This is a genomic window from Mesorhizobium sp. M1295 (assembly GCF_040318135.1).
Taxonomy (GTDB): Bacteria; Pseudomonadota; Alphaproteobacteria; order Rhizobiales; family Rhizobiaceae; genus Mesorhizobium.
Map to the genome: position 1 here is coordinate 1 of NZ_JAMYLU010000036.1, position 25,117 is coordinate 25,117.

Genomic DNA, 25,117 nt, shown 5'->3' on the forward strand with positions numbered 1-25,117 from the left:
GCCATGGAAGAGAAGCTGCGCTTCGCCATCCGTGAAGGCGGCCGCACCGTCGGTGCCGGCATCGTCGTCACCATCAAAGAGTAATTTGGACTTAACCGATCTGTCGCGGGCGCTGCCCGCGCCGCGCCAGAACAAGGAAGTGACGCATGAACGGACAGAATATCCGCATCCGCCTGAAGGCGTTTGATCACCGGGTGCTCGACGCCTCGACACGGGAAATCGTGTCGACCGCCAAGCGCACCGGCGCCAACGTCCGCGGCCCCATTCCGCTGCCGACGCGGATCGAAAAGTTCACGGTCAACCGGTCGCCTCACGTCGACAAGAAGAGCCGCGAGCAGTTCGAGATGCGCACGCACAAGCGTCTGCTCGACATCGTCGACCCGACCCCCCAGACGGTCGATGCTTTGATGAAGCTCGACCTGGCCGCCGGTGTCGACGTCGAGATCAAGCTCTAAGGAACCAGAGGTCAGCGGGGCGACCCGGAACTCTGAAGGAACAAGAGGCGTGGAGGGGCGACAGCCCCGACAGGGAACTCTAAAGGAATTGAACCGATGCGTTCAGGTGTGATTGCAAAGAAGGTGGGAATGACCCGCATCTACAACGATGCCGGGGAACATGTTCCCGTCACTGTTCTCCAGATGGAGAACTGCCAGGTCGTGGCGCAGCGCACGCAGGAGAAGAACGGCTATACCGCCGTCCAGCTCGGCGTTGGCCTTGCCAAGGTGAAGAACACGTCGAAGGCGATGCGCGGCCATTTCGCGACCGCTTCCGTCGAGCCCAAGGCCAAGGTTGCCGAGTTCCGCGTCTCCGCCGACAACATGATCGACGTCGGCGCCGAGATCACCGTCGAGCATTTCGTCGTCGGCCAGAAGGTCGATGTGACGGGAACCACGATCGGCAAGGGTTTCCAGGGCGTCATCAAGCGGCACCACATGGGTGGCGGCCGCGCGACGCACGGCAACTCGGTGTCGCACCGTACACACGGCTCGACCGGCCAGCGCCAGGATCCGGGCAAGGTGTTCAAGGGCAAGCATATGGCCGGCCACATGGGCGACACCCGCGTCACCACGCAGAATGTCGAGGTCGTCTCGACCGACGCCGATCGCGGCCTGATCCTGATCCGCGGTGCGGTCCCGGGTTCGAAGGGTGCATGGATCCTGGTCCGCGACGCGGCCAAGGTAGCGCTTCCGGCCAATGCGCCGAAGCCCGCCGCGATCCGCGCCGTTGCAACCGATGGTGCCGCCAAGAACGAGGCCCAGGCCACAGAGGGAGCGGAATAATGGACCTCAAGATTACAACGCTTGGCGGCAAGGACGCCGGCAAGCTGAAGCTCTCCGAAGAGATTTTCGGCCTTGACCCGCGCGAGGACATCCTGCAGCGCGTCGTGCGCTGGCAGCTTGCCAAGAAGCAGCAGGGCACGCACAAGGCCAAGGGCCGCGCTGAAATCGCCCGCACCGGCGCCAAGATGTACAAGCAGAAGGGTACCGGCCGCGCCCGTCACCATTCGGCTCGCGCTCCGCAGTTCCGCGGCGGCGGCAAGGCCCACGGCCCGGTCGTGCGCAGCCACGAGCACGATCTGCCGAAGAAGGTGCGCGCGCTCGGCCTCAAGCATGCCCTCTCGGCCAAGGCCAAGAGCGCGTCGATCATCATCATCGACGAGCTAAAGCTGACCGAGGCCAAGACCAAGGCGCTGATCGCGAATTTCGCGACGCTGGGCCTGAGCAACGCCCTGGTGATCGGCGGCGCCGAGCTTGACAAGAACTTCAAGCTGGCGGCGACCAACATCCCGAACATCGACGTGCTGCCCATCCAGGGCATCAACGTCTACGACATTCTGCGCCGCGGCACGCTGGTCCTTTCCAAGGCCGCCGTCGAGGCTCTCGAGGAGCGCTTCAAATGACCGACCTTCGTCATTACGATGTGATCGTCTCGCCGGCGATCACCGAAAAGTCGACCATGGCTTCCGAGCAGAACCAGGTCGTCTTCAACGTCGCCAAGAAGGCGTCGAAGCCGGAAATCAAGGCCGCCGTCGAAGCGCTGTTCGGCGTCAAGGTGATGGCCGTGAACACGCTTGTCCGCAAGGGCAAGATCAAGCGCTTCCGCGGCACGATCGGCCGCCAGAGCGACGTCAAGAAGGCGGTTGTGACGCTGGCCGACGGCCAGTCGATCGACGTCGCGACGGGTCTCTGAGCAAGGTCGCGAGGACAGAACAATGGCACTGAAAAAATTCAACCCGGTAACGCCGAGCACCCGTCAGCTGGTCATCGTCGACCGCTCGGGCCTCTACAAGGGCAAGCCCGTCAAGGGCCTGACCGAAGGCCTGACCAAGTCGGGCGGCCGCAACAATTACGGCCGCATCACGGCCCGCTTCATCGGCGGCGGTCACAAGCGCACTTACCGCATCATCGACTTCAAGCGCCGCAAGTTCGACGTCGTCGGCACGGTCGAGCGTATCGAATACGATCCGAACCGCACCGCCTTCATCGCGCTGATCAAGTATGACGATGGTGAGCTGTCCTACATCATCGCCCCGCAGCGTCTGGCTCCCGGCGACAAGATCGTGGCCGGTGAATCGGTCGACGTGAAGCCGGGCAACGCGATGCCGCTGGCCTCGATGCCGGTCGGCACGATCGTCCACAATATCGAGCTGAAGCCTGGCAAGGGCGCTCAGGTCGCCCGCTCGGCGGGCGGTTATGGCCAGCTTGTCGGCCGCGACCAGGGCATGGCGATCCTGCGCCTCAACTCGGGCGAGCAGCGTGTCGTCCACGGCTCCTGCATGGCCACTGTCGGTGCCGTGTCCAACCCGGACCACGGCAACATCAATGACGGCAAGGCAGGCCGCACCGTGTGGCGCGGCAAGCGTCCGCACAATCGCGGCGTGACCATGAACCCGGTCGACCATCCACATGGCGGCGGCGAAGGCCGCACCTCGGGTGGCCGCCATCCGGTTTCGCCCTGGGGCAAGCCGACCAAGGGCAAGAAGACGCGGTCCAACAAGGCGACCGACAAGTTCATCCTGCGCTCGCGCCATCAGCGCAAGAGCTAAGAAGAGGTAACGCCAAGTGACTCGTTCGATTTGGAAAGGCCCCTTCATCGACGGCTACCTTCTGAAGAAGGTGGACAAGGTTCGTGAAGGTGGTCGCAATGAGGTGATCAAGATGTGGAGCCGCCGCTCCACCATCCTGCCGCAGTTCGTCGGCTTCACCTTCGGTGTCTACAACGGCCAGAAGCACGTTCCCGTCTCGGTGAGCGAGGACATGGTCGGCCACAAGTTCGGTGAATTCGCTCCGACCCGGACCTATTACGGTCACGGCGCGGATAAGAAGGCGAAGAGGAAATAATCATGGGCAAGGCCAAAGCTCCGCGCAGGCTTGCTGACAACGAAGCGCGCGCCGTGTTGCGCACGATCCGTATCAGCCCGCAGAAGCTGAACCTGGTTGCCGCGCTGATCCGCGGCAAGAAGGTCGCGACAGCGCTTTCCGACCTCGAATTCTCGGCCAAGCGGATTTCCGGCACGGTCAAGAAGACGCTGGAATCGGCGATCGCCAACGCGGAAAACAACCACGACCTCGACGTCGATGCGCTGATCGTGGCGGAAGCCTATGTCGGCAAGTCGATCGTCATGAAGCGGTTCCATGCCCGTGGCCGTGGTCGCGCCAGCCGTATCGAGAAGCCGTTCTCGCACCTCACGATCGTCGTTCGTGAAGTCGAAGAAAAAGGGGAGGCCGCATAATGGGCCAGAAAGTCAATCCGATCGGTCTGCGTCTCGGCATCAACCGCACCTGGGATTCGCGCTGGTTCGCGAATACAGGCGAGTACGGTAAGCTGCTGCACGAGGACATCAAGATCCGCAAATATCTTGAGAAGGAACTCAAGCAGGCTGCGATCTCGAAGGTCGTGATCGAGCGTCCGCACAAGAAGTGCCGCGTCACCATCCATGCGGCGCGTCCGGGCCTGATCATCGGCAAGAAGGGCGCCGACATCGAGAAGCTTCGCAAGAAGCTGATGGAGATGACCAAGTCCGAGACGCATCTGAACATCGTCGAAGTGCGCAAGCCGGAGATCGACGCGACCCTGGTCGCCCAGTCGATCGCCCAGCAGCTCGAGCGCCGCATCGCGTTCCGCCGCGCCATGAAGCGCGCCGTGCAGTCGGCGATGCGCCTCGGTGCCGAAGGCATCCGCATCAACTGCGCCGGCCGTCTCGGCGGCGCCGAGATCGCGCGCATGGAATGGTACCGCGAGGGCCGCGTGCCGCTGCATACGCTGCGTGCCGACGTCGACTACGGCACGGCCGAAGCGAATACGGCCTACGGCATTTGCGGCGTCAAGGTCTGGGTGTTCAAGGGCGAGATCCTCGAGCACGACCCGATGGCTTCGGAGCGCCGCGCCACCGAGGGCGATCATGCGCATGGCGGTGGTGGTGAGCGCGAACGCGGTCGCCGTCGCGAAAACGCGTAAGACAGTTAGGAATTTGGAGTTAGAACGATGCTGCAGCCAAAGCGCACAAAGTTCCGTAAGCAGTTCAAAGGCCGCATCCACGGTACCGCCAAGGGCGGCACCAACCTGGATTTCGGTGGTTTCGGGCTGAAGGCGCTTGAGCCGAACCGCGTCACCGCGCGTGAGATCGAGGCGGCCCGCCGCGCGATCACCCGCGAGATGAAGCGTGCCGGCCGCGTGTGGATCCGTATCTTCCCGGACGTGCCGGTGACGTCGAAGCCGACCGAAGTCCGCATGGGCAAGGGCAAGGGCGCGGTCGACTACTGGGCGGCACGCGTCAAGCCAGGCCGCATCATGTTCGAGATCGACGGCGTCAACGAGGAAACCGCCCGTGAGGCGCTGCGTCTCGGCGCGGCCAAGCTCTCGGTCAGGACGCGCTTCGTACAGCGCATCGCAGAATAAGGACGGGCTGATCATGAAAGCCGAAGACATCCGGACCAAGACCCAGGACCAGCTGACCGACGACCTGGCCAGCCTGAAGAAGGAGCAGTTCAACCTGCGCTTCCAGAAGGCCACCGGCCAGCTTGAGAAGACCGCGCGCGTGAGGCAGGTCCGCAAGGACATTGCGCGTATCAAGACCATCGCTGCGGAAAAGTCCGCGGCCAAGAAGGCTTAAGGACGAAAACCATGCCAAAGCGCATTCTGCAGGGCACCGTCGTCAGCGACAAGAACGAGAAGACGGTTGTCGTCAAGGTCGAACGGCGCTTCACGCATCCCGTGATGAAGAAGACCGTGCGCATGACCAAGAAGTACAAGGCGCACGACGAGAACAACGCCCACAAGGTCGGCGATCAGGTGTTCATCCAGGAATCGAAGCCGATTTCCAAGGACAAGCGCTGGGTCGTGGTGTCTTCGGACCAGGCCTGATCAGGGCTAACGAAACGAATTTTGGACAGACCGGGGAGGGGTGAGAAACCCGTCCCGTTAGAAAAGAAGAAGGCGGCCAGTCATGATTCAGATGCAAACAAACCTCGACGTCGCGGATAATTCCGGCGCCCGTCGTGTCATGTGCATCAAGGTGCTGGGCGGCTCGAAGCGGAAATACGCTTCCGTGGGCGACATCATCGTGGTGTCGATCAAGGAAGCGATCCCGCGCGGCCGCGTCAAGAAGGGCGATGTGATGAAGGCGGTCGTGGTTCGCACGGCCAAGGACATCCGCCGCCCGGACGGCAGCGTGATCCGTTTCGACAAGAACGCAGCCGTTCTCGTCGACAACAAGAAAGAGCCGATCGGCACGCGTATCTTCGGACCGGTTCCGCGCGAACTCCGCGCCAAGAACCACATGAAGATCATCTCGCTCGCGCCTGAAGTGCTGTAAGGAGCCGGACCAATGCAAAAGATTAGAAAAGGCGACAAGGTCGTCGTGCTGGCCGGCAAGGACAAGGGCCGTTCGGGCGAAGTCCTCTCGGTGCAGCCGAAGGACGACACCGCGCTGGTGCGCGGCGTCAACCTGATCCGTCGTCACCAGAAGCAGTCCCAGTCCCAGGAGGGCGGGATCATCACCAAGGAAGCGCCGATCCAGCTGTCGAACATCGCGCTGGCCGACCCCAAGGATGGCAAGCCGACCCGCGTCGGCTTCATCTTCCAGAGGGACGGCAAGAAGGTGCGCGTCGCCAAGCGCTCGGGAGAAGTCATCAATGGCTAAGGCTCAAACCAAGCAGGCAACTGCCCAGAACACGCCCCGCCTCAAGCAGGTCTATAACGAGACCATCCGCAAGGCGCTGCAGGAGCAGTTCGGCTACGACAACGAGATGCAGGTTCCGCGCATCGACAAGATCGTGCTGAACATGGGCGTCGGCGAGGCGACCGGCGATTCGAAGAAGCCTTCGATCGCGGCGGAAGACCTTGCGATGATCGCCGGCCAGAAGGCCGTCGTCACCCGCGCCCGCAACTCGATCGCCGGCTTCAAGGTTCGCGAGAAGATGCCGATCGGCGCCAAGGTCACGCTGCGCAAGGAACGCATGTACGAGTTCCTCGACCGTCTCGTGAACATCGCGCTGCCGCGCGTCCGCGACTTCCGCGGACTCAACCCGAAGAGCTTCGATGGCCGCGGCAACTATGCCATGGGCATCAAGGAACACATCGTGTTTCCGGAGATCAACTACGACAAGGTTGATCAGATCTGGGGCATGGACGTCATCGTTTGTACGACTGCGAAGACGGACGACGAAGCCAGGGCATTGCTCAAGGCCTTCAACTTCCCCTTCCGCCAGTAACGGCAGCGAGAAAAGGAAAAATCTGAAATGGCAAAGACCAGCTCAGTCGAGAAGAACAACAGGCGCCGCAAGCTTGCGGACCAGTTCGCTGCCAAGCGCAAGGTGCTCAAGGCGATCATCATGGATCAGTCCAAGCCGATGGAAGAGCGCTTCCGCGCTCAGCTGAAGCTTTCGGCGCTGCCACGCAACTCGGCCAAGACCCGCATCCGCAACCGCTGCGAAGTCACCGGACGCCCGCGTGCCTATTATCGCAAGCTCAAAGTATCGCGTATCGCGCTTCGTGATCTCGGCAATAACGGCCAGATCCCGGGCCTGGTCAAGTCGAGCTGGTAAGGAGGACATAACATGTCATTGAGCGATCCTCTCGGCGATATGCTGACCCGCATCCGCAACGCGTATGGCCGTAAGAAGTCGAGCGTTTCGACGCCGGCCTCGCGCCTGCGTACCCGCGTCCTCGACGTGCTGAAGGCCGAAGGCTATATCCGCGACTACAGCCAGACCGACTTCGACAACGGCAAGTCCGAAATCGAGATCGAGCTGAAGTATTTCGACGGTGCGCCGGTGGTGCGCGAAATCGCCCGTGTCTCGAAGCCCGGCCGCCGCGTCTACGTTTCGGCCAAGTCGATACCGCACGTCGCCAACGGCCTCGGCATCGCCATCCTTTCGACGCCGAAGGGCGTGATGGCCGACCACGAAGCGCGCGAACAGAATGTCGGCGGGGAAATCCTCTGCCAGATCTTCTGATCTGGTATGTCACCCCAATTGGAAACCGGTTTTCGGGATCAAGTCCCGAAGGCCGAGACCTGAAACAAGAGAAGTGACGAGGACAACAAAATGTCTCGTATTGGAAAGAAACCCGTTTCGCTGCCGCAGGGCGTGACCGCGACCGTCAACGGCCAGACCGTGACGGCGAAGGGTCCGAAGGGCGAGCTGAAGTTCGTGGTGAACGACGAAGTGCTGGTCAAGATGGAAGGCAGCGAGATCGCTGTCCAGCCGCGCGACCAGACCAAGACCGCCCGCTCCAAATGGGGCATGTCGCGCACGCAGATCGTCAATATCCTGCAGGGCGTCAAGGACGGCTTCGAAAAGAAGCTCGAGATCACAGGCGTCGGCTATCGTGCCGCCATGCAGGGCAAGAACCTGCAGCTGGCGCTCGGCTTCAGCCACGACGTTGTCTACGAGACGCCGCAGGGCGTGACGATTTCGGTGCCGAAGCCGACGGAAATCACCGTGACCGGAATCGACAAGCAGCAGGTCGGCCAGGTTGCCGCCGAGATCCGCGAGTACCGCAGCCCCGAGCCCTACAAGGGCAAGGGCGTTCGCTATGCTGGCGAGAAGATCGTCCGCAAGGAAGGCAAGAAGAAGTAATTTTAACGCCGCGGGGAGCGGTCGCGGGAGGCTTGTCCTACCGCATATGGTTGCCCCCGTCTTTTGAAGGCAAGGAACTGATATCATGGGCTCGAAAGAATCCACCCAGCGCCGCGCTCAGCGCGTCCGCCGCCAGATCAAGAAGGTCGCTGGCGATCGTCCGCGCCTGTCGGTCCATCGCACGTCGAAGAACATCTACGTCCAGGTCATCGACGACGCCAAGGGCCACACCATCGCCGCTGCTTCGACGCTCGAGAAGGAGCTCAAGGGTTCGCTCAAGACCGGCGCCGACACCGCGGCCGCAGCTGCCATCGGCAAGCTGATCGCCGAGCGTGCCTCGAAGGCCGGCGTCAAGGAAGTCGTCTTCGACCGCGGCGCCTACATCTACCACGGCCGTGTCAAGGCGCTTGCCGAGGCTGCCCGTGAAGGTGGTCTGAGCTTCTAAAGCGTGATCCCGAACCGGAGGTCAGCGCAGCAAAAAGTTGCAGACTTTTCGGATAGGATCATGCGAAGGAAAAAAGAGTTTTCGCCCCCGGCGACCCACAGAGGCGCCGGATATCATCATCAACCGTGCTTCCGGAAAAAAACAAGGAACAGGATATGGCACAGGAACGTAGGGATGGCGGCCGCGGCCGTGATCGCGAAGAGCGCGACGACGGCATGGTCGACAAGCTCGTCCACATCAACCGGGTCGCCAAGGTCGTCAAGGGCGGCCGGCGCTTCGGCTTTGCAGCGCTCGTCGTCGTCGGCGACCAGAAGGGCCGCGTCGGCTTCGGCCACGGCAAGGCGCGCGAAGTGCCGGAGGCGATCCGCAAGGCGACCGAATCGGCCAAGCGCGACATGATCTTCGTGCCGCTGCGCTCGGGCCGCACGCTGCACCATGACGTCGAGGGACGCTGGGGCGCGGGACGTGTTCTGCTGCGCGCTGCCAAGCAAGGTACCGGCATCATCGCCGGCGGCCCGATGCGCGCCGTCTTCGAGACGCTCGGCATGCATGACGTGGTCGCCAAGTCGATGGGTTCTTCGAACCCCTACAACATGGTTCGCGCCACATTCGACGCGTTGAAGAGCCAGATGCATCCGAAGGATGTGGCTGCTGCGCGCGGCATCAAGTATTCGACCCTTCAGGCCCGCCGCGGCACCGCCGTTGCGGCTGAAGAATAGTCGAAGCTGACCAGGGATCTGACCATGGCCAAGAAAGCAACCAAGACCATCACCGTCGAGCAGATCGGCTCGCCGATCCGCCGGCCGAAGGAGCAGCGCGCAACGCTGGTCGGCCTCGGCCTCAACAAGATGCACAAGCAGCGCACGCTGGAGGATACGCCCTCGGTGCGCGGCATGATCGCTGCCGTCCAGCATCTCGTCCGCGTCGTGGACGAGGGCTGAGCCAGAGCGCAGGAGAACCCAGATGAAACTCAACGATCTGCGTGACAAGGACGGCGCGACGCATTCCAAGAAGCGTCTTGGCCGTGGCATCGGCTCCGGTTCGGGCAAGACCGCCGGTCGCGGCGTCAAGGGCCAGAAGGCGCGCTCCGGCGTCGCCGTCAACGGCTTCGAGGGTGGCCAGATGCCGCTCTACCGTCGTCTGCCGAAGCGCGGCTTCAACAATATCTTCGCCAAGAGCTTCACCGTTGTGTCGCTGGCCCGCATCCAGGCCGCGCTCGATGCCAAGAAGCTTGACGCTAAGACAGTTGTGACAGCCGAGGCGCTGGTTGCGGCCGGCGTCATCCGTCGCGTCAAGGACGGCGTGCGCATCCTTTCGGACGGCGACATCAAGGCCAAGCTTGCCTTCGACGTGGCCGGAGCCTCCAAGGCCGCGGTCGAGAAGATCGAAAAGGCCGGCGGTTCGGTGAAGTTGCCTGAGAAAGCAGCCGCCGAGTAACGGCAATTTGAAGCACGGTCGGCAAAGGTGGAATTCGGTTTTGCCTGCGGTCGTGCTTTGATCCGACAGATGTGGCGGCCGCATCAACGCGGCCGCTTGCATGTTTGCAGTCCGGAGCTTATCTCGTGAGCTTCGGTGACACGCGCCGCCTGAGCTGCGGGCATCGAGCGTGACCAAGCGGAGAATCAGGCATGGCTTCGGCTGCTGAACAACTAGCCTCGAATCTGAATTTTTCGGCCTTCGCCAAAGCCGAGGATCTGAAGAAGCGCATCTGGTTCACCATCGGCGCGCTGCTCGTTTACCGCCTTGGCACCTATATCCCGCTGCCCGGCATCAATCCCGACGCTTTCGCACAGGCCTTCTCGTCGCAGAGCAAGGGCGTACTCGGCATGTTCAACATGTTCGCCGGTGGCGCCGTGCAGCGCATGGCGATCTTTGCCCTCGGCATCATGCCCTATATCTCCGCCTCCATCATCATGCAGCTGATGACCTCGGTCATTCCTTCGCTGGAAGCGCTGAAGAAGGAGGGCGAGCAGGGTCGCAAGATCATCAACCAGTACACGCGCTACGGCACCGTGCTTCTGGCGCTGGTCCAGGCCTATGGCATTTCGGTCGGGCTTGAGGGCGGCAATGGCATCGTCAACGATCCCGGCATGTTCTTCCGCATCTCCACCGTCGTCACGCTGGTCGGCGGTACCATGTTCCTGATGTGGCTTGGCGAGCAGATCACCGCCCGCGGCATCGGCAACGGCATTTCGCTGATCATCTTCTCCGGCATCGTCGCCGGCCTGCCGCGCGCCATCTCCGGCACGCTGGAGCTTGGCCGCACCGGCGCACTGTCGACCGGCCTGATCCTGGCGATCATCGTGCTCGCCATCGTCGTCATCGCGCTGATCGTCTTCTTCGAGCGCGCCCAGCGCCGCCTGCTGATCCAGTATCCCAAGCGCCAGGTCGGCAATCGCATGTTCCAGGGCGATACCTCGCATCTGCCGCTGAAGCTCAACACGTCCGGCGTCATTCCGCCGATCTTCGCCTCGTCGCTGCTGCTGCTTCCGGCAACGGTTGCCGGCTTCTCGCAGACGACCAACATGCCTGCCTGGGCGAGCACCATCCTGGCGGCGCTCGGCCACGGCCAGCCGCTCTATATGGCCTTCTACGCTGCCATGATCGTGTTCTTCGCCTTCTTCTATACGGCGATCGTCTTCAATCCGAAGGACACCGCCGACCAGCTCAAGAAGCATTCGGGCTTCATCCCGGGCTATCGTCCGGGCGAGCGCACTGCGGACTATATCGACTATGTGCTCACCCGCATCACCGTCGTCGGCGCCATCTATCTAGTGCTGGTGTGTCTGCTGCCCGAGTTCCTGATTTCAGCGACTGGCGTACCGTTCTACCTTGGTGGCACTTCGCTCCTGATCGTGGTCAGTGTAACGCTCGATACGGTGGCGCAGATTCAGGGTCACCTGATCGCGCACCAGTATGAGGGCCTGATCAAGAAGTCGAAGCTGCGCGGGGGGAAGAAGGCCAGATGAGGTTGATATTGCTTGGACCGCCGGGGGCGGGCAAGGGGACACAAGCACTGAGACTGGTAGAAAGACACGGCATCCCACAGCTTTCCACGGGGGACATGCTGCGTGCTGCTGTTCAGGCCGGCACCGAAGTCGGCAGGCGAGCCAAGGCGGTGATGGATGCTGGTGAACTGGTGTCCGACGCTATCGTCAACGCCATCGTGGCCGAGCGCATCGATCAAGCCGATTGCGCAAACGGCTTCATCCTTGACGGATACCCGCGAACCCTGGTGCAAGCGGACGCCGTTGAGGAAATGCTTTCGGATCGCGGGCTGGAGCTAGACGCGGTCATCGAATTTGTCGTCGACGACAAGGCGCTGGTTGGCCGAATCGTCAAACGCGCCGAGGACGCCAAGGCCGCAGGCCTGCCGGTGCGCAAGGACGACAGCCCAGCGGTGTTCGAAGAACGCTTGAGGGAATATTACAAGAAAACCTCGCCGCTGATCGGCTACTACTACGCCAAGGGCAAGCTCAGGGGCGTCGATGGCATGGCCGACATCGATGCGGTGACGCAGCAGATCGAGGCGGTGCTCAGGGCGACGACCCGGCAGGTTGGCCAGGCGGCCGGCTAGAGAAACGAACGATTGCGCTTGACTGGAGCGGTCCGCTGGGGTATGGCGGCCCGTCTTCCTATCAGGCATGAGGCTTGCTTGTCCGCAAGGGCAAGGCAGGCCGCTTTGAACTGGAAACTCCCGCAAGGGCCGGCCTCCACCGGACGCGGGGCAACTTGAAGCGCCGGCTCGTCCGGCCTATATGGAGAAGAGAAGAACATGGCTCGTATAGCCGGCGTCAACATTCCTACCAACAAGCGCGTCGTCATTGCGCTTCAATACATTCACGGCATTGGCAAGAAGTTCGCCCAGGAGATCGTCGACAAGGTCGGCATCCCGGCCGAGCGCCGCGTCAACCAGCTGACCGACGCGGAAGTGCTGCAGATCCGGGAGACCATCGACCGCGACTACCAGGTCGAGGGCGACCTGCGCCGCGAAGTGTCGATGAACATCAAGCGGCTCATGGACCTCGGCTGCTACCGCGGCCTGCGTCACCGCCGCTCGCTGCCGGTTCGTGGCCAGCGCACGCACACCAATGCGCGCACCCGCAAAGGCCCAGCCAAGTCGATTGCCGGAAAGAAGAAGTAATTTAGGGCAGTAAGAGAGTAGGGCAGTAAGGCAATAGGAACGGCAGACATACTGCCCTACTGCCATATTCCCCTACTGCCTTCTCCCTGGTGGAGCCGCTGGCATTACGGCGGTGTAGAGATCAACTGAAAGGACTATCATGGCCAAGGAAGCCGCTCGTGTTCGCCGTCGCGAACGCAAGAACATCTCGTCGGGCGTTGCCCACGTCAATTCGACCTTCAACAACACGATGATCACCATCACCGACGCGCAGGGCAATTCCATTGCCTGGTCGTCGGCCGGAGCCCAGGGCTTCAAGGGATCGCGCAAGTCGACCCCTTTCGCTGCCCAGATGGCCGCCGAAGATGTTGCCAAGAAGGCTCAGGAACACGGCATGCGCATGCTCGAGGTCGAGGTCTGTGGACCCGGCTCCGGTCGTGAATCGGCGCTGCGGGCGCTGCAGGCAGCAGGCTTCACCATCACCTCGATCCGTGATGTGACGCCGATCCCGCACAATGGCTGCCGCCCGCGCAAGAAGCGCCGCGTCTAAAGAGAATTTACCGAACGCCGCGCGAGCGCCTCAAGGGCGCTCCTCCACGGCATTCCAGGTCGCCCGCCACGATTGGATGGTGGCGGGACAACGGAAGGAAAGCACTATGATCCAGAAAAATTGGCAGGAACTGATCAAGCCGAACAAGATAGAGTTCTCGTCGAAGAAGAAGACGCTGACCACGCTGGTCGCCGAGCCGCTCGAGCGCGGCTTCGGCCTCACCCTCGGCAACGCGCTGCGCCGCGTGCTTCTGTCTTCGCTGCGTGGCGCGGCTGTGACCGCCGTGCAGATCGACGGCGTTCTGCATGAATTCTCGTCCATCGCCGGCGTGCGCGAGGACGTGACCGACATCGTGTTGAACATCAAGGAAATCGCCATCCGCATGGAAGGCGATGGCCCCAAGCGCATGGTCGTGCGCAAGCAGGGACCGGGCGCGGTTCTCGCCGGCGACATCCAGACGGTCGGCGACGTCGAGATCCTCAATCCCGACCACGTCATCTGCACGCTGGACGAAGGCGCTGAGATCCGCATGGAATTCACCGTCGACACCGGCAAGGGCTATGTGCCGGCCGACCGCAACCGCGCCGAAGACGCGCCGATAGGGCTGATCCCGGTCGACAGCCTGTATTCGCCGGTCAAGAAGGTCTCCTACAAGGTCGAGAACACCCGTGAGGGGCAGGTTCTCGATTATGACAAGCTGACCATGACCATCGAGACCGATGGTTCGATCTCGGGCGAGGACGCGGTGGCCTTCGCCGCTCGCATCCTGCAGGACCAGCTCGGCCTGTTCGTCAATTTCGACGAGCCGCAGAAGGAAGTCGCTGCCGAACAGGTTACCGAGCTTGCCTTCAACCCGGCGCTGCTCAAGAAGGTCGACGAACTCGAGCTTTCGGTGCGTTCGGCCAACTGCCTGAAGAACGACAACATCGTCTATATCGGCGATCTGATCCAGAAGACCGAAGCCGAGATGCTGCGCACCCCGAACTTCGGCCGCAAGTCGCTGAACGAGATCAAGGAAGTCCTGGCGGCGATGGGCCTGCATCTCGGCATGGAAGTGCCGGACTGGCCGCCGGAAAACATCGAAGACCTCGCCAAGCGTTACGAAGATCAATACTGAGGCTCAGGCCTCTTGAACCCGCAATGAAGGAGAAGAGCCATGCGCCACGGATTTAAAGGCCGCCGGTTCGCCCGCAGCATAAGCCATCGCAAGTCGATGTTTGCCAACCTTGCCGTGTCGCTTATCGAGCACGAGCAGATCCTCACCACGCTGCCGAAGGCGAAAGATCTGCGTCCGATCGTCGAGAAGCTGGTGACGCTCGGCAAGCGCGGCGACCTGCACGCCCGCCGCCAAGTGATTGCCCAGATCGGCAATGAGGGCGTCGTCAAGCGTCTGTTCGACACAATCGCGCCACGTTACGCCACTCGCAATGGCGGCTATCTGCGCATCATGAAGGCCGGCTTCCGTCACGGTGACAATGCCGCAATGGCCGTCATCGAATTCGTCGACCGCGACACCTCGGCCAAAGGCGCCGGCGACCGCGCCCGCATCGAGGCCGAAGGCACCGAAGAGGAAGCCGCAGCCGCATAAGCTTCGGTTTTTCTGAGAAGTTCAAAGGGGCCTGCGGGCCCCTTTTTCTGTTTCCGAAGCTGCCGGGCAGGGCTTGCAGGGGTTTTGTCACCGGTTTTTGCGGCGACTATCCAAAATAATCGGATTTCAGCGGCTTAGCCTTTCATTTTGCACAATCGTCAGGACAATGGCGCCCGACTTGGAGGATTCGGAATGCGCGTTAAACGGCTGTCCCTTGTTCTGATCTGCGCCTTGATGGCGCTGGCCGTCGTGCCGGCGGCCAGGCACGCGCTGGCGGAGGAGACCAAGCCAGATCCCGGTCTGTCCGACGTGCTGACCGATATGCTGCATGGCGTCGAAGGCGAAAACGCCACCTCCGGCCCCGACAAGCGCGTGCCGTTCGGCCGCGAGGAGGTGCAGCTGTCCTTCGCGCCGCTGGTCAAGCAGACGGCCCCGGCCGTGGTCAATGTCTACGCCTCGCAAACCGCCAAGGTGACGTCGCCCTTTGATGGCGATCCGTTCTTCGAGGAGTTCTTCGGCCGCTCGCAGCCGCGCGCGCAGTCTTCGCTCGGTTCGGGGGTGCTGGTCGATCCGACCGGCGTCGTGGTCACCAATTTCCACGTCGTCAAGGACGCCGACCAGGTCAAGGTCGCGACCGCCGACGGGCGCGAATTCGACAGCAAGGTGCTGCTCAAGGATGAGACGCTCGACCTCGCCGTGCTCAAGATTTCTTCCGACAAGCCGTTCCCGGTGATCGCCATTGGCGATTCCGACGCGCTCGAGGTCGGCGACCTGGTGCTGGCGATCGGCAATCCGTTCGGTGTCGGCCAGACCACCACCAGCGGCATCATTTCGGCTGTGGCGCGCAGCCATATCGGCGTCTCCGATTCCAGCTTCTTCATCCAGACCGACGCCGCCATCAACCCGGGCAATTCCGGTGGCGCGCTGGTCAACATGGGTGGTCAACTGATCGGCATCAACACTGCGATCTATAGCCGTAGCGGCGGCTCGATCGGTATCGGCTTTGCCATCCCTTCGAACATGGTTCGCGCCTTCGCCGATGCGGCCAAGGCCGGGCTCGACTTCTTCGAGCGGCCGTATGTCGGTGCCGAGTTCGAGGCGGTGACGCCGCAGATTGCCGAATCGCTCGGCATGGACAAACCGGCCGGCTCGCTGGTTTCTTCGGTCGAAGAGGCAGGACCCGCTGCCAAGGCAGGGCTCAAGCCTGGTGACGTGGTGCTGTCGCTCAACGGCAAGCCGGTCGAGAGCGTCGGGGCGCTGGACTACCGGATGGCGACGCTGTCGATCGGTACGAATGCCAGCTTCGGCGTTCTAAGCAAGGGTCAGCAGGCGACGATGGACATCGCGCTGGAACGGCCGCCTGAGGGCGCCAAAGCTGCGGAGCTCACATTGCGCGGCCGTAGCCCGTTTTCCGGTGCCAGGGTTGCCGAACTATCGCCACGGCTTGCCCAGCGGCTTGGTCTGCGCACCGATGTCAAAGGCGTCACCGTCGTCGATATCAACCGCGATTCGCCCGCTGCCGATTTTGGTTTCCAGCCGGGCGACATCGTGCGTGAGGTCAATGGCCTGACGATCGACAAGGCGGCGACCCTGGAACAGATAGCCCAGCAGGATACACGCTGGTGGCGCTTTACCGTCGAGCGCGGCGGGCAGATACTGCGCCAGGTGTTGCGTTACTAAGCCCGACGTCAGCATGGTCGGGCTCCAGGCAGAAGAAGTTGCATGGCCGATCTGTTCAGTGTCGATGAACCGGAAAAGACGCCGCCCGGCAGGCCGCTGGCCGACCGTCTGCGCCCGAAGAACCTCGGCGAGGTCGTCGGCCAGGAGCATCTGACCGGTCCCGACGGCGCGCTGACGCGGCTGATCGGCTCCGGCTCGCTCGGCTCGATGATCTTCTGGGGCCCGCCCGGCACCGGCAAGACCACGGTCGCACGGCTGCTTGCCGGCGAGACAAGCCTCGCTTTCGAACAGATCTCGGCCGTGTTTTCCGGCGTTGCCGACCTGAAGAAAGTGTTCGAGGCAGCGAAGCTGCGCCGCTCCAACGGCCGCCAGACACTGCTGTTCGTCGACGAGATCCATCGCTTCAACCGCGCCCAGCAGGACAGTTTTCTGCCCGTGATGGAAGACGGCACCGTCGTGCTGGTCGGCGCCACCACGGAGAACCCGTCCTTCGAGCTTAACGCCGCGCTGTTGTCGCGCGCACGCGTCCTGGTCTTTCACTCGCTCGGCGAGGACAGCATCGCCAAGCTCCTGGCGCGGGCCGAGGAGGCAGAGGGCAGGGCGCTGCCGCTCGATGACGAGGCGCGGGCGATGCTCATCCGCATGAGCGACGGCGACGGCCGCGCGGCGCTGACACTGGCCGAAGAGGTCTGGCGTGCCGCCAAATCAGGTGAAGTGTTTGGCGCCGAGGCCTTACAGCGCATCGTCCAGCGCCGCGCGCCGATCTACGACAAGGGCCAGGACGGCCATTACAATTTGATCTCCGCCTTGCACAAATCGGTGCGCGGCTCCGACCCCGACGCGGCACTCTACTATCTGGCCCGCATGTTCGACGCCGGCGAGGATCCGCTCTATCTCGGGCGCCGGTTGGTGCGCATGGCGATGGAGGATATCGGGCTGGCCGACCCGCAGGCACTCGTCGTCGCCAACGCCGCCAAGGACGCCTACGACTATCTGGGCTCGCCCGAGGGCGAACTGGCCTTCGCCGAGGCTACCGTCTATCTCGCTACCGCGCCGAAATCCAATGCAGTCTATACCGCATTCAAGGCCGCCACACAGGCGGCCAAGGAATTCGGTTCGCTGCTGCCGCCCAAGCACATTCTCAATGCGCCGACCAAGCTGATGAAACAGGAAGATTACGGCGCCGGCTATCGCTACGACCACGACGAGCCCGACGCTTTTTCCGGCCAGGACTATTTTCCTGAGAAGATGGGAAGGCAGACATTCTACGATCCGCCCGAGCGCGGCTTCGAGCGCGATATCAGGAAGCGGCTGGACTATTGGGCGAAGCTGCGCAGCGAGCGGGAAAAGTAGCTGCCAGTCGCACACTGGTGTGATCGGCGTTGTCTGGTGGGATAAAAAACCCTATCAAGATGCGCCTTCGGCCGGCGGCAGGCCAGAAACGTACCGACGATATTCAGAACGGAATCGCGCCTGGCGCGTGGAAAAATGACAAAAAAATCCCGCAAAACCCTTCGGAAGTTCGCCATAGCCATTCCGCTGCTGGCGCTCGGCTTCTATGTCATTCCCATTCTGACGACGATTTTCATCGTCCTCGGCCTGATCGACGTGTTGCGCAACGACAACAAGAATTGGGCGCTGTTCAGTGGTTATTTCCTGGGCAACGGCATCTTCACCTGGCTGCTTTCGCCCTTCAATCTGCTGGTGGATCTGCTGTGCTATAGAAACCGCGGTGTCTGGAAATTGGACCAGTTTCCTCCGGACTACCAGCGCGAGGTCAACGAGGTCCTGGATGTCTTCAAGGCACGCAAGGACGAGATCATCGCCGACATCGACGCCAATTTCGGCAGCGGCCGGCGCGGCATGTATGTCTATCAGTGGTATGGCAAGCACAAAATAGACAACGTCGCCGAATTCAACAAGGATTTCAAATACATCAAGACGATTGCCGTCTCTGTGTTCAGCGGCAGGGAATCGACTTCCTGGCACTTTGGCCCGCTCCGGCTCAGCCTGCGCATTCTCTACAACCTCATCCCGGTGAAATCGGAAGTGTTCGTCCAGTGTGGCAACGCCAAGAATTACTGGCACGAGAACCCGCTGTTCATCTTCGACGACACGCTGCTTCATCGCTCGGTCAACGAGTATGACGGGCGCCGCTACTGCGTGTTCATGGACATCATTCGCCCATCGCCGTTTCCCGGTCTGATCTCGACGCTCCTCGCCATTGTTTCGGTCAGCGTCGAGCGCATCAATGCCATGTTCTACAAGAACTGGAAGATGATCGCCTCCAGCAAGCCGAAGAAGGTCGGAGCTGCCTGACACCGTAGCGTAACTGGCGCGAGGGAGCACGATGTATCATCTGTTGCTTGTCTGTCTTGGTGGCGCGATCGGTGCAATGGCCCGCTTCTTCCTGTCCGGCTTCGTCGCCCGCCGGGTCGGCGAGACCTTTCCTTGGGGCACGATGGTCGTCAATGTGTCGGGGGCGTTTGCAATCGGCGTCGTTGCGCATGCCGTGGCGCGCGACGGCATGCCTGCCCTTTGGGCCTTTGTCGTCACCGGCGGCCTCGGCTGCTACACCACGGTCTCTTCATTCAGCCTGCAGACGCTGGCGCTGGCGCGTGAGGGCGAATGGCTGCGGGCCGGCGGAAATGTGCTGCTTTCGGTTTTCCTGAGCCTCGGCGGCGTGACGCTGGGCTTTGCCGCGGGAAGTCTTCTGATTGGCAGCGGGGCGCCATGAGCGGCCCGCAGAAGCTCCGCTCCGACGGGATGGCGGGGCGTGCGGCGCGCCTCATTGGCTCGCGCCGAACGAGCCAAACGGTTCGTATCTATGCGACCGTGACCGCTGGCAGCATGATCGGCGGCGTGCTGCGGGCGCTCGCCTCATTGGCGAGCACCGCCTGGTGGGGCACTGGATTTCCCTTCGGCACACTCCTCGTCAACATTGTCGGCTCATTCCTCATCGGCTTCTATGCGACATTGACGGGACCGGATGGTCGCGTCTTCGCCAGTCCGCTGCAGCGCCAGTTCTTCATGGCCGGCTTCTGCGGTGGCCTGACGACCTTCTCCGCTTTCAGCCTTGAAACACTCACCCTCGCGCAAAGCGGGAAGCTTGTGGCGGCGGCACTCAATATCGCGATCTCCGTGGTGGCCTGGCTTGCCGCCGTCTGGCTTGGCCACATCTTTGCAGTGCGCCTCAACCGGCTGAGAGGATCCAGGCAATGAAGATACCACCACAGGCACAATTGCTGCGCATATTTATCGGCGAAAACGACAGGGCAGATGGCCGTCCGCTGTATGAGGTCATCGTGCTGAAGGCCCGCGAAATGCAGATTGCCGGCGCGACCGTCCTGCGCGGGGCGATGGGATTTGGCCATTCCAGCCGACTTCACACCACGAAGATCCTCCGTCTCTCGGAGGACCTTCCCCTTGTCATCGAGATCGTCGACGACGAGGAAAAATTGGCCGCTTTTCTGCCCGTGCTTGAAACAATCATGACAAGTGGCTTGATCACGCTGGAGAAAGTTCAGGTTCTGCAATATGGAACCGACAACGAATAACCGAGTGAGATTGCGGGTGCCGGCGAATGCCGTTGCATGTTCGCAAAACGGCGATTGGAATCATGGCAGGCGTTGAACAGATCACAGTGGATACCGGCGAGGCGGGCATGCGGCTCGACCGCTGGTTCAAGACCCATTTTCCCGGTCTCGGTTTCGGTCATCTGCAGAAGCTGCTGCGTTCCGGCCAGATCCGGGTCGACGGCGGCAGGGTGAAGGCCGATACACGCGTCGAAGCCGGCCAGACGGTGCGTGTGCCGCCGCTCGAAGTGGACAAGAAAGGCGAAAGCCCGCTCACCGGCCATTCGATACGCAACCAGGGCGATGCCGATGTCTTGGCCAAGATGCTGATCCATGAGGACCCGAAGGTCTTCGTCTTCAACAAGCCGGCCGGCCTAGCGGTTCAGGGCGGTTCGGGCGTTACCCGCAATGTCGACGACATGCTGGAAGCCTGGCGCAACCAGAAGGGCGAGAAGCCGCGCCTGGTGCACCGGCTCGACCGCGACACGTCGGGTGTGCTGGTTGTCGCCCGTACAAGGCTCGCCGCCATGAAGCTCGCCGAAGCGTTCCGGGCGCGTGAGACGAAGAAAACCTACTGGGCGCTGGTCAAAGGTGTGCCGCCGAAGCGCGAGGACAAGATCTCGACCTGGTTGATCAAGGAACCGACGCCCGACGGCGATCGCGTGCGCATCGCCAAGCATGGCGAAAAGGGCGCCGACCACGCCGTGTCTTATTACCGCATCGTCGAACAGGCGGCGCAGACCCTGTCATGGCTGGAGATGGAACCCTATACCGGGCGCACTCATCAGCTTCGTGTTCATGCCGCCCATATCGGTTGCCCGATCATCGGCGACCCCAAATATTTCGAAGCCGACACCAATTGGGATTTTCCAGGCGGCATGCAAAACCGCCTGCATCTGCACGCACGCCGCATCGTCATCCCTCATCCCGACAAGGGTTTTGTCGACGTCACCGCACCGATGCCGCCGCATATGCGCCAGAGCTGGAACCTACTCGGTTTCGACGACGCGAGCGCGGAGGATTAAATGAGCGAGGGAGTAAACCATGGATGAGGCGTCGCTCGTTCGTCAGTTGGTGAACTGGTTGCCATTCATCCTGATTCTCGTCGTCTGGTTCGCTTATATGCGCCGCGTTGCAACCCGGCAGGGGTCGATGGCCGAAATCGGCCGTGAGAAAACCGAAGCGGTAAGGCAGAATACCGAAGTGCTGAAGGCGCTGCTCGCGAAACTGGAAAGCCAGTCCAAGCAATGACCGCAGCAACCGCAATGGACCGCCGCAGTTCCGTTGACGCTGCCGCCGCCGTTATCATGGTCGGGCTGACCTTTTCCTGGGGCCTGAACTACGTCGCCGCCAAGATCTCCTATGCCGGCTACGACCCTGTTTTCCTGTCCATCGCCCGCTCGGTAATCGGCGGCCTGTGTGTTTTCGGCTGGTGCCGCTGGCGCCACATCGCGCTGTTCACGTCCGACAAGACCCTCGTCGCCGGCATTCTGGCAGGCGCGCTTTTCGGTCTCGAGTTCCTGTTTCTCTATGTCGGGCTCGAGCATACGACGGTCGTGCGCAACACCTTGCTGGTCAACACCATGCCGTTCTGGATGCTGGTCGGCGGCCATTTCCTGCTGGACGAAAGCATCACGGCACGCAAGCTCGTTGGGCTTCTGCTCGCTTTCGCCGGGCTGGTCGCGGTGTTTTCCGACAAACTGAGCGCTAATGGTGGCGAGACGTTGAGCGGCGACCTGCTCAGTCTCGGCGCCGGCATTCTGTGGGCCGTGACCAACATTGTCATCAAGCGGTCGAAACTGGTGGAGGCCAGCGCCGAAAAGCTGCTGCTCTATCAGCTGGCCGGTGCCGCCGCCGTCGGCATTTTGGTGATGCCCTTTGCCGGGCCGCCCGTCCGCAGCTTTTCTCTTCTGCCGACCGTGGCGCTGTTGTTCCAGGCCGTCTACGTTGTCGCCTTCACCTATGTTCTGTGGTTCTGGCTGCTGCGGCGCTACCCTGCATCTGGACTGTCGAGCTTCACCTTCCTGTCGCCGGTGTTCGGCGTGCTCTGCGGCGCTGTCTTCTTGAACGAGCCGTTGACCGTTCGTATCTTCCTGGCACTCGGCCTCATCGCCGCCGGTCTTATCATCGTCAACCGGCCGGCCCGAAAACAAAGCCCCGGATGAGCATGCGCGATATATTGAACGACCTCGAAGCTGGAAAACAGCTCTCCGATCCGGATCCGGTACGCCGTGCCCAAATCCAGATGAAGACGCAACTGCCAAAACGCTTCTACAAGACCGTCGCGGTGGCACCGGTCGAGGATGGTTTTGCCGTCCATCTCGATGGCAAGCCCGTCCGCACGCCCGCCAAGGCGCTGCTGGCGCTGCCGACCGAAAAGGCGGCTGCTCTTATTGCGGACGAATTCGCCGCACAGGAGGAGACCATCGACCCGGTAACGATGCCGTTGATGCGTCTGGTCAATACGGCAATCGATGGGGTCGCCAGTGATCCCCAGGCGGTGCTGGAGGACATCCTGCGTTTCGCCTCATCAGATATGCTCTGCTACCGCGCCGATGCACCACAGGGGTTGGTCGACCGGCAGAACGAGCATTGGGATCCGGTCATCGACTGGGCGCGCAGCGCGCTCGGCGCCCGGTTCCAGCTCGCCGAAGGCGTGATCCACGTCGAGCAGCCGCGCGAGAGTATCGCGCTGCTTGGCCAGCATCTAGCCCAACGTGCCGATCCGCTGCGCCTTGCTGCCATCCACGTCATGACCTCGCTGACCGGATCGGCGCTGCTGGCGCTGGCCGTCGATTTCGGCGAGCTCGACGGCGAGGTGGCCTGGGCTGCCGGCCATGTCGACGAGGACTGGCAGGCCGAGCAATGGGGCCATGATGCCGAGGCCGTCGCCCGCCGCGCCGCCCGCAAGCGCGACATGATGGCGGCAGTCAGCCTGCTCGAAGCGCTCAAAGGCTGACGCCCGCTATTTCGCACTGCACATTAGACCAAAGTCATAATCCCAAAGGCGGTCTGCCTCTGGGCACTGCTTTCTGTCATTTTTTGCACCGGTGGCTGCACTGAGTCTGCGTTCCGAGGAAACGCGGACGATGACGCGCAGCATCGAGGACCGACGGAATCACACGGGAGGATACACTCATGGCAATGGCATCGACCGCCGGCAAAACAAGCCGCGGCATGACGCGCGAGGAGAAGAAGGTCATCTTCGCCTCCTCGCTCGGCACCGTTTTCGAATGGTATGATTTTTATCTCTACGGCTCGTTGGCAGTGTTCATTGGTTCGACTTTTTTCAGCCCAACCATCCCGGAAGCTACGCGCAATATCTTCGCGCTGCTGGCTTTCGCCGCTGGCTTCCTCGTGCGTCCGTTCGGCGCATTGCTGTTCGGCCGCATCGGCGATCTTGTCGGCCGTAAATACACTTTCCTTGTCACGATGACGATCATGGGCCTGTCGACCTTCCTGGTCGGCTTGCTGCCTGGCTATGCGACTTTGGGCATTGCCGCTCCCGTGATCCTGATCATCTTGCGCATGTTGCAAGGCCTGGCGCTCGGTGGCGAGTATGGCGGTGCCGCGACCTATGTCGCCGAGCACGCACCCGACGATCGCCGCGGCTACTACACGTCGTGGATACAGACGACGGCAACGCTCGGCCTGTTCCTGTCGCTGGTCGTCATCCTGATCGTCCAGGGGTCGATGGCCAAGGAAACCTACGCCGCGTGGGGTTGGCGCATTCCTTTCATCGTTTCCTTTCTGCTCCTCGGGATTTCGATATGGATCCGGCTGTCGCTTTCTGAATCGCCGACCTTCCAGCGCATGAAGGACGAAGGCAAAGGCTCCAAGGCGCCATTGACGGAAGCCTTCGGCCAATGGAAGAACGCAAAGATTGCGCTGCTGGCACTGCTCGGCCTCACAGCCGGCCAGGCCGTGGTCTGGTACAATGGCCAGTTCTACGCGCTGTTCTTCCTAACCAACGTGCTCAAGGTCGACGCGCAGTCGGTCAACATCATGATCGCAATCGCGCTGGCGGTCGGCTCCATCTTTTTCGTCGTGTTCGGCTGGCTCTCCGACAAGATCGGTCGCAAGCCGATCATCATGGCCGGCCTTGCACTGGCGATCGTCTGCACTTTCCCGTTGTTCAAGGCGCTGACCTGGGCAGCCAACCCGGCGCTCGCCACCGCGCAGCAAAACACGCGCGCGACGGTCACCGCGGCACCGGGCGACTGCAAGTTCCAGTTCAATCCGGTGGGCACGGCGAAGTTCACGACGTCCTGCGATATCGCCACCTCGTTCTTGACCAAGAACTCAGTGCCTTATGACGTGGTAACGACGGCAGCCCCCGGCACTGCAGCGTCGGTCAAAATCGGCAACGAGACAGTTGAGTCGTACGACGCGACTGCGGCCGGCGATCAAGCCAAGGCTAAGGACGCCGTTTTCGCCAAAGCGGTAAACACAGCGCTTCGGGACGGCGGCTATCCGCTGAAGCGGGCAGCGGCCAAGGTGCCGGACCAGAAGCTTGAGGCCTTCATTGCGGCCAATCCCGAGCTGAAGCTCGATACGGCCGCGATCCGCTCCGGCGACAAGGCGACGGTCCCGACCGACCAGGCGATCAAGGACAAGCTGCTGACTGCCGATGAGGCTGCGGGAGCCCCCGAGGTCACTGTCTACACCATACCGGGCGGCGGTCCCTTTGCCATGTTTGCCGACCCGGCCGCGGTCAACTGGCCGATGACGATCGCCATCCTGTTCGTCCTCGTGATCTTCGTCACGATGGTGTACGGGCCGATCGCCGCGATCCTGGTCGAGATGTTTCCGACCCGCATCCGCTACACCGGAATGTCGCTGCCCTACCATATCGGCAATGGCTGGTTCGGCGGGCTGCTGCCGGCGACGGTGTTCGCGCTCAGCGCCTACAAGGGCGACATCTACTACGGTCTCTGGTACCCGGTGGTGATCGCGGCGATGTCGCTGGTCATCGGCATGATCTTCATCAGGGATACCCTCGGAACAGACCTGCATACCAAGCAATAGCCGACCTGTCCCGATTCAAAGCAAAGCCCGGCGCGAGCGATCGCGCC

Annotated in this window: 39 protein-coding genes; all 39 read left to right on the plus strand. The window is 62.0% G+C overall.

The window, feature by feature from the left end:
- On the plus strand, positions 1–84 hold an 84-nt coding region (locus tag NKH29_RS30110; RefSeq protein WP_455749504.1), incomplete at its 5' end, for an EF-Tu C-terminal domain-related protein.
- A 62-nt stretch (positions 85–146) separates the two neighbouring features.
- Complete coding sequence (gene rpsJ / locus NKH29_RS30115; protein ID WP_006205468.1) at positions 147–455, plus strand: 30S ribosomal protein S10; 309 nt, start codon at positions 147–149, stop codon at positions 453–455.
- 96 nt (positions 456–551) lie between these two features.
- Complete coding sequence (gene rplC, locus NKH29_RS30120) at positions 552–1,280, plus strand: 50S ribosomal protein L3 (RefSeq protein WP_352469149.1); 729 nt, start codon at positions 552–554, stop codon at positions 1,278–1,280.
- Positions 1,280–1,900, plus strand: a complete 621-nt coding sequence (gene rplD / locus NKH29_RS30125; RefSeq protein WP_023675140.1) for a 50S ribosomal protein L4 — start codon at positions 1,280–1,282, stop codon at positions 1,898–1,900. Before rplC ends, rplD begins: the two co-directional genes overlap by 1 nt.
- Positions 1,897–2,190 carry a 50S ribosomal protein L23 gene (locus tag NKH29_RS30130; protein WP_006205465.1) on the plus strand — a complete coding sequence of 98 codons (294 nt, stop codon included), beginning with the start codon at positions 1,897–1,899 and terminating at the stop codon, positions 2,188–2,190. The genes rplD and NKH29_RS30130 overlap by 4 nt, the downstream gene beginning before the upstream one ends.
- A gap of 22 nt (positions 2,191–2,212) precedes the next feature.
- Positions 2,213–3,046 (plus strand): 50S ribosomal protein L2, encoded by an 834-nt coding sequence (gene rplB, locus NKH29_RS30135; RefSeq protein WP_023675138.1) that lies wholly within the window; start codon positions 2,213–2,215, stop codon positions 3,044–3,046.
- Positions 3,047–3,062: 16 nt separating this feature from the next.
- Positions 3,063–3,341 (plus strand): 30S ribosomal protein S19, encoded by a 279-nt coding sequence (gene rpsS, locus NKH29_RS30140; protein WP_353001236.1) that lies wholly within the window; start codon positions 3,063–3,065, stop codon positions 3,339–3,341.
- 2 nt (positions 3,342–3,343) lie between these two features.
- Positions 3,344–3,733: a 50S ribosomal protein L22 gene (gene rplV / locus NKH29_RS30145; RefSeq protein WP_006205462.1), complete on the plus strand. Its 390-nt coding sequence runs from the start codon at positions 3,344–3,346 to the stop codon at positions 3,731–3,733.
- Complete coding sequence (gene rpsC / locus NKH29_RS30150) at positions 3,733–4,458, plus strand: 30S ribosomal protein S3 (protein ID WP_023675137.1); 726 nt, start codon at positions 3,733–3,735, stop codon at positions 4,456–4,458. The genes rplV and rpsC overlap by 1 nt, the downstream gene beginning before the upstream one ends.
- A 27-nt stretch (positions 4,459–4,485) precedes the next feature.
- Complete coding sequence (gene rplP, locus NKH29_RS30155; RefSeq protein ID WP_006205460.1) at positions 4,486–4,899, plus strand: 50S ribosomal protein L16; 414 nt, start codon at positions 4,486–4,488, stop codon at positions 4,897–4,899.
- A gap of 13 nt (positions 4,900–4,912) precedes the next feature.
- Positions 4,913–5,113 carry a 50S ribosomal protein L29 gene (rpmC, locus tag NKH29_RS30160; protein WP_006205459.1) on the plus strand — a complete coding sequence of 67 codons (201 nt, stop codon included), beginning with the start codon at positions 4,913–4,915 and terminating at the stop codon, positions 5,111–5,113.
- 11 nt (positions 5,114–5,124) lie between these two features.
- Entirely contained in the window at positions 5,125–5,364 is a 240-nt protein-coding gene (rpsQ, locus tag NKH29_RS30165; RefSeq protein WP_023675136.1) for a 30S ribosomal protein S17, read from the plus strand.
- Positions 5,365–5,446: 82 nt separating this feature from the next.
- Positions 5,447–5,815, plus strand: a complete 369-nt coding sequence (rplN, locus tag NKH29_RS30170; protein WP_006205457.1) for a 50S ribosomal protein L14 — start codon at positions 5,447–5,449, stop codon at positions 5,813–5,815.
- Positions 5,816–5,827: 12 nt separating this feature from the next.
- On the plus strand, positions 5,828–6,142 hold the full coding sequence (gene rplX / locus NKH29_RS30175) for a 50S ribosomal protein L24 (RefSeq protein ID WP_353001237.1): 315 nt from the start codon (positions 5,828–5,830) through the stop codon (positions 6,140–6,142).
- Complete coding sequence (gene rplE / locus NKH29_RS30180; RefSeq protein WP_023717521.1) at positions 6,135–6,713, plus strand: 50S ribosomal protein L5; 579 nt, start codon at positions 6,135–6,137, stop codon at positions 6,711–6,713. Before rplX ends, rplE begins: the two co-directional genes overlap by 8 nt.
- 27 nt (positions 6,714–6,740) lie before the next feature.
- A complete protein-coding gene (gene rpsN / locus NKH29_RS30185) occupies positions 6,741–7,046 on the plus strand; it encodes a 30S ribosomal protein S14 (RefSeq protein ID WP_023675134.1) in 306 nt (101 codons plus the stop codon).
- A 12-nt stretch (positions 7,047–7,058) separates the two neighbouring features.
- Positions 7,059–7,457 (plus strand): 30S ribosomal protein S8, encoded by a 399-nt coding sequence (gene rpsH, locus NKH29_RS30190; RefSeq protein ID WP_006205453.1) that lies wholly within the window; start codon positions 7,059–7,061, stop codon positions 7,455–7,457.
- Positions 7,458–7,547: 90 nt separating this feature from the next.
- Positions 7,548–8,081 (plus strand): 50S ribosomal protein L6, encoded by a 534-nt coding sequence (rplF, locus tag NKH29_RS30195; protein ID WP_023675133.1) that lies wholly within the window; start codon positions 7,548–7,550, stop codon positions 8,079–8,081.
- An 85-nt stretch (positions 8,082–8,166) separates the two neighbouring features.
- Positions 8,167–8,526 (plus strand): 50S ribosomal protein L18, encoded by a 360-nt coding sequence (gene rplR, locus NKH29_RS30200; RefSeq protein ID WP_023675132.1) that lies wholly within the window; start codon positions 8,167–8,169, stop codon positions 8,524–8,526.
- 155 nt (positions 8,527–8,681) lie between these two features.
- Positions 8,682–9,245: a 30S ribosomal protein S5 gene (gene rpsE / locus NKH29_RS30205; RefSeq protein ID WP_006333394.1), complete on the plus strand. Its 564-nt coding sequence runs from the start codon at positions 8,682–8,684 to the stop codon at positions 9,243–9,245.
- Positions 9,246–9,269: 24 nt separating this feature from the next.
- Complete coding sequence (rpmD, locus tag NKH29_RS30210; protein ID WP_006205449.1) at positions 9,270–9,467, plus strand: 50S ribosomal protein L30; 198 nt, start codon at positions 9,270–9,272, stop codon at positions 9,465–9,467.
- A gap of 22 nt (positions 9,468–9,489) precedes the next feature.
- Positions 9,490–9,963, plus strand: coding sequence for a 50S ribosomal protein L15 (gene rplO / locus NKH29_RS30215; RefSeq protein WP_023717522.1), 474 nt, complete (start codon positions 9,490–9,492; stop codon positions 9,961–9,963).
- 191 nt (positions 9,964–10,154) lie between these two features.
- Complete coding sequence (gene secY / locus NKH29_RS30220) at positions 10,155–11,495, plus strand: preprotein translocase subunit SecY (protein WP_023717523.1); 1,341 nt, start codon at positions 10,155–10,157, stop codon at positions 11,493–11,495.
- Positions 11,492–12,103: an adenylate kinase gene (locus NKH29_RS30225; RefSeq protein ID WP_023717524.1), complete on the plus strand. Its 612-nt coding sequence runs from the start codon at positions 11,492–11,494 to the stop codon at positions 12,101–12,103. Before secY ends, NKH29_RS30225 begins: the two co-directional genes overlap by 4 nt.
- Before the next feature lie 198 nt (positions 12,104–12,301).
- A complete protein-coding gene (gene rpsM / locus NKH29_RS30230; RefSeq protein WP_006205445.1) occupies positions 12,302–12,670 on the plus strand; it encodes a 30S ribosomal protein S13 in 369 nt (122 codons plus the stop codon).
- A 139-nt stretch (positions 12,671–12,809) separates the two neighbouring features.
- Complete coding sequence (rpsK, locus tag NKH29_RS30235) at positions 12,810–13,199, plus strand: 30S ribosomal protein S11 (RefSeq protein WP_006205444.1); 390 nt, start codon at positions 12,810–12,812, stop codon at positions 13,197–13,199.
- Positions 13,200–13,305: 106 nt separating this feature from the next.
- Complete coding sequence (locus tag NKH29_RS30240) at positions 13,306–14,316, plus strand: DNA-directed RNA polymerase subunit alpha (protein WP_023675128.1); 1,011 nt, start codon at positions 13,306–13,308, stop codon at positions 14,314–14,316.
- A 39-nt stretch (positions 14,317–14,355) separates the two neighbouring features.
- The gene (gene rplQ, locus NKH29_RS30245; RefSeq protein WP_023675127.1) at positions 14,356–14,787 is read left to right on the plus strand and encodes a 50S ribosomal protein L17; all 432 of its coding nucleotides are present in this window, start codon (positions 14,356–14,358) and stop codon (positions 14,785–14,787) included.
- 192 nt (positions 14,788–14,979) lie between these two features.
- The gene (locus NKH29_RS30250) at positions 14,980–16,467 is read left to right on the plus strand and encodes a DegQ family serine endoprotease (RefSeq protein ID WP_352908406.1); all 1,488 of its coding nucleotides are present in this window, start codon (positions 14,980–14,982) and stop codon (positions 16,465–16,467) included.
- 42 nt (positions 16,468–16,509) lie between these two features.
- A complete protein-coding gene (locus NKH29_RS30255) occupies positions 16,510–17,820 on the plus strand; it encodes a replication-associated recombination protein A (RefSeq protein WP_023717526.1) in 1,311 nt (436 codons plus the stop codon).
- Positions 17,821–17,955: 135 nt separating this feature from the next.
- Positions 17,956–18,786, plus strand: a complete 831-nt coding sequence (locus NKH29_RS30260; RefSeq protein ID WP_023717527.1) for an aspartyl/asparaginyl beta-hydroxylase domain-containing protein — start codon at positions 17,956–17,958, stop codon at positions 18,784–18,786.
- Positions 18,787–18,817: 31 nt separating this feature from the next.
- Positions 18,818–19,204: a fluoride efflux transporter CrcB gene (gene crcB, locus NKH29_RS30265; protein ID WP_031193553.1), complete on the plus strand. Its 387-nt coding sequence runs from the start codon at positions 18,818–18,820 to the stop codon at positions 19,202–19,204.
- Positions 19,205–19,233: 29 nt separating this feature from the next.
- Entirely contained in the window at positions 19,234–19,689 is a 456-nt protein-coding gene (crcB, locus tag NKH29_RS30270) for a fluoride efflux transporter CrcB (protein WP_353001243.1), read from the plus strand.
- Positions 19,686–20,024, plus strand: a complete 339-nt coding sequence (locus NKH29_RS30275) for a DUF190 domain-containing protein (protein ID WP_023717530.1) — start codon at positions 19,686–19,688, stop codon at positions 20,022–20,024. Before crcB (NKH29_RS30270) ends, NKH29_RS30275 begins: the two co-directional genes overlap by 4 nt.
- Before the next feature lie 62 nt (positions 20,025–20,086).
- A complete protein-coding gene (locus NKH29_RS30280; protein WP_352962885.1) occupies positions 20,087–21,067 on the plus strand; it encodes an RluA family pseudouridine synthase in 981 nt (326 codons plus the stop codon).
- Positions 21,068–21,086: 19 nt separating this feature from the next.
- A complete protein-coding gene (locus NKH29_RS30285; protein ID WP_353001238.1) occupies positions 21,087–21,293 on the plus strand; it encodes a hypothetical protein in 207 nt (68 codons plus the stop codon).
- Complete coding sequence (locus tag NKH29_RS30290) at positions 21,290–22,207, plus strand: DMT family transporter (protein ID WP_353001239.1); 918 nt, start codon at positions 21,290–21,292, stop codon at positions 22,205–22,207. Before NKH29_RS30285 ends, NKH29_RS30290 begins: the two co-directional genes overlap by 4 nt.
- A 2-nt stretch (positions 22,208–22,209) precedes the next feature.
- Entirely contained in the window at positions 22,210–23,001 is a 792-nt protein-coding gene (locus tag NKH29_RS30295) for an ATP12 family chaperone protein (protein ID WP_353001240.1), read from the plus strand.
- A 179-nt stretch (positions 23,002–23,180) separates the two neighbouring features.
- Positions 23,181–25,070: an MFS transporter gene (locus NKH29_RS30300; protein ID WP_023717534.1), complete on the plus strand. Its 1,890-nt coding sequence runs from the start codon at positions 23,181–23,183 to the stop codon at positions 25,068–25,070.
- The last annotated feature ends 47 nt before the right edge of the window (positions 25,071–25,117 follow it).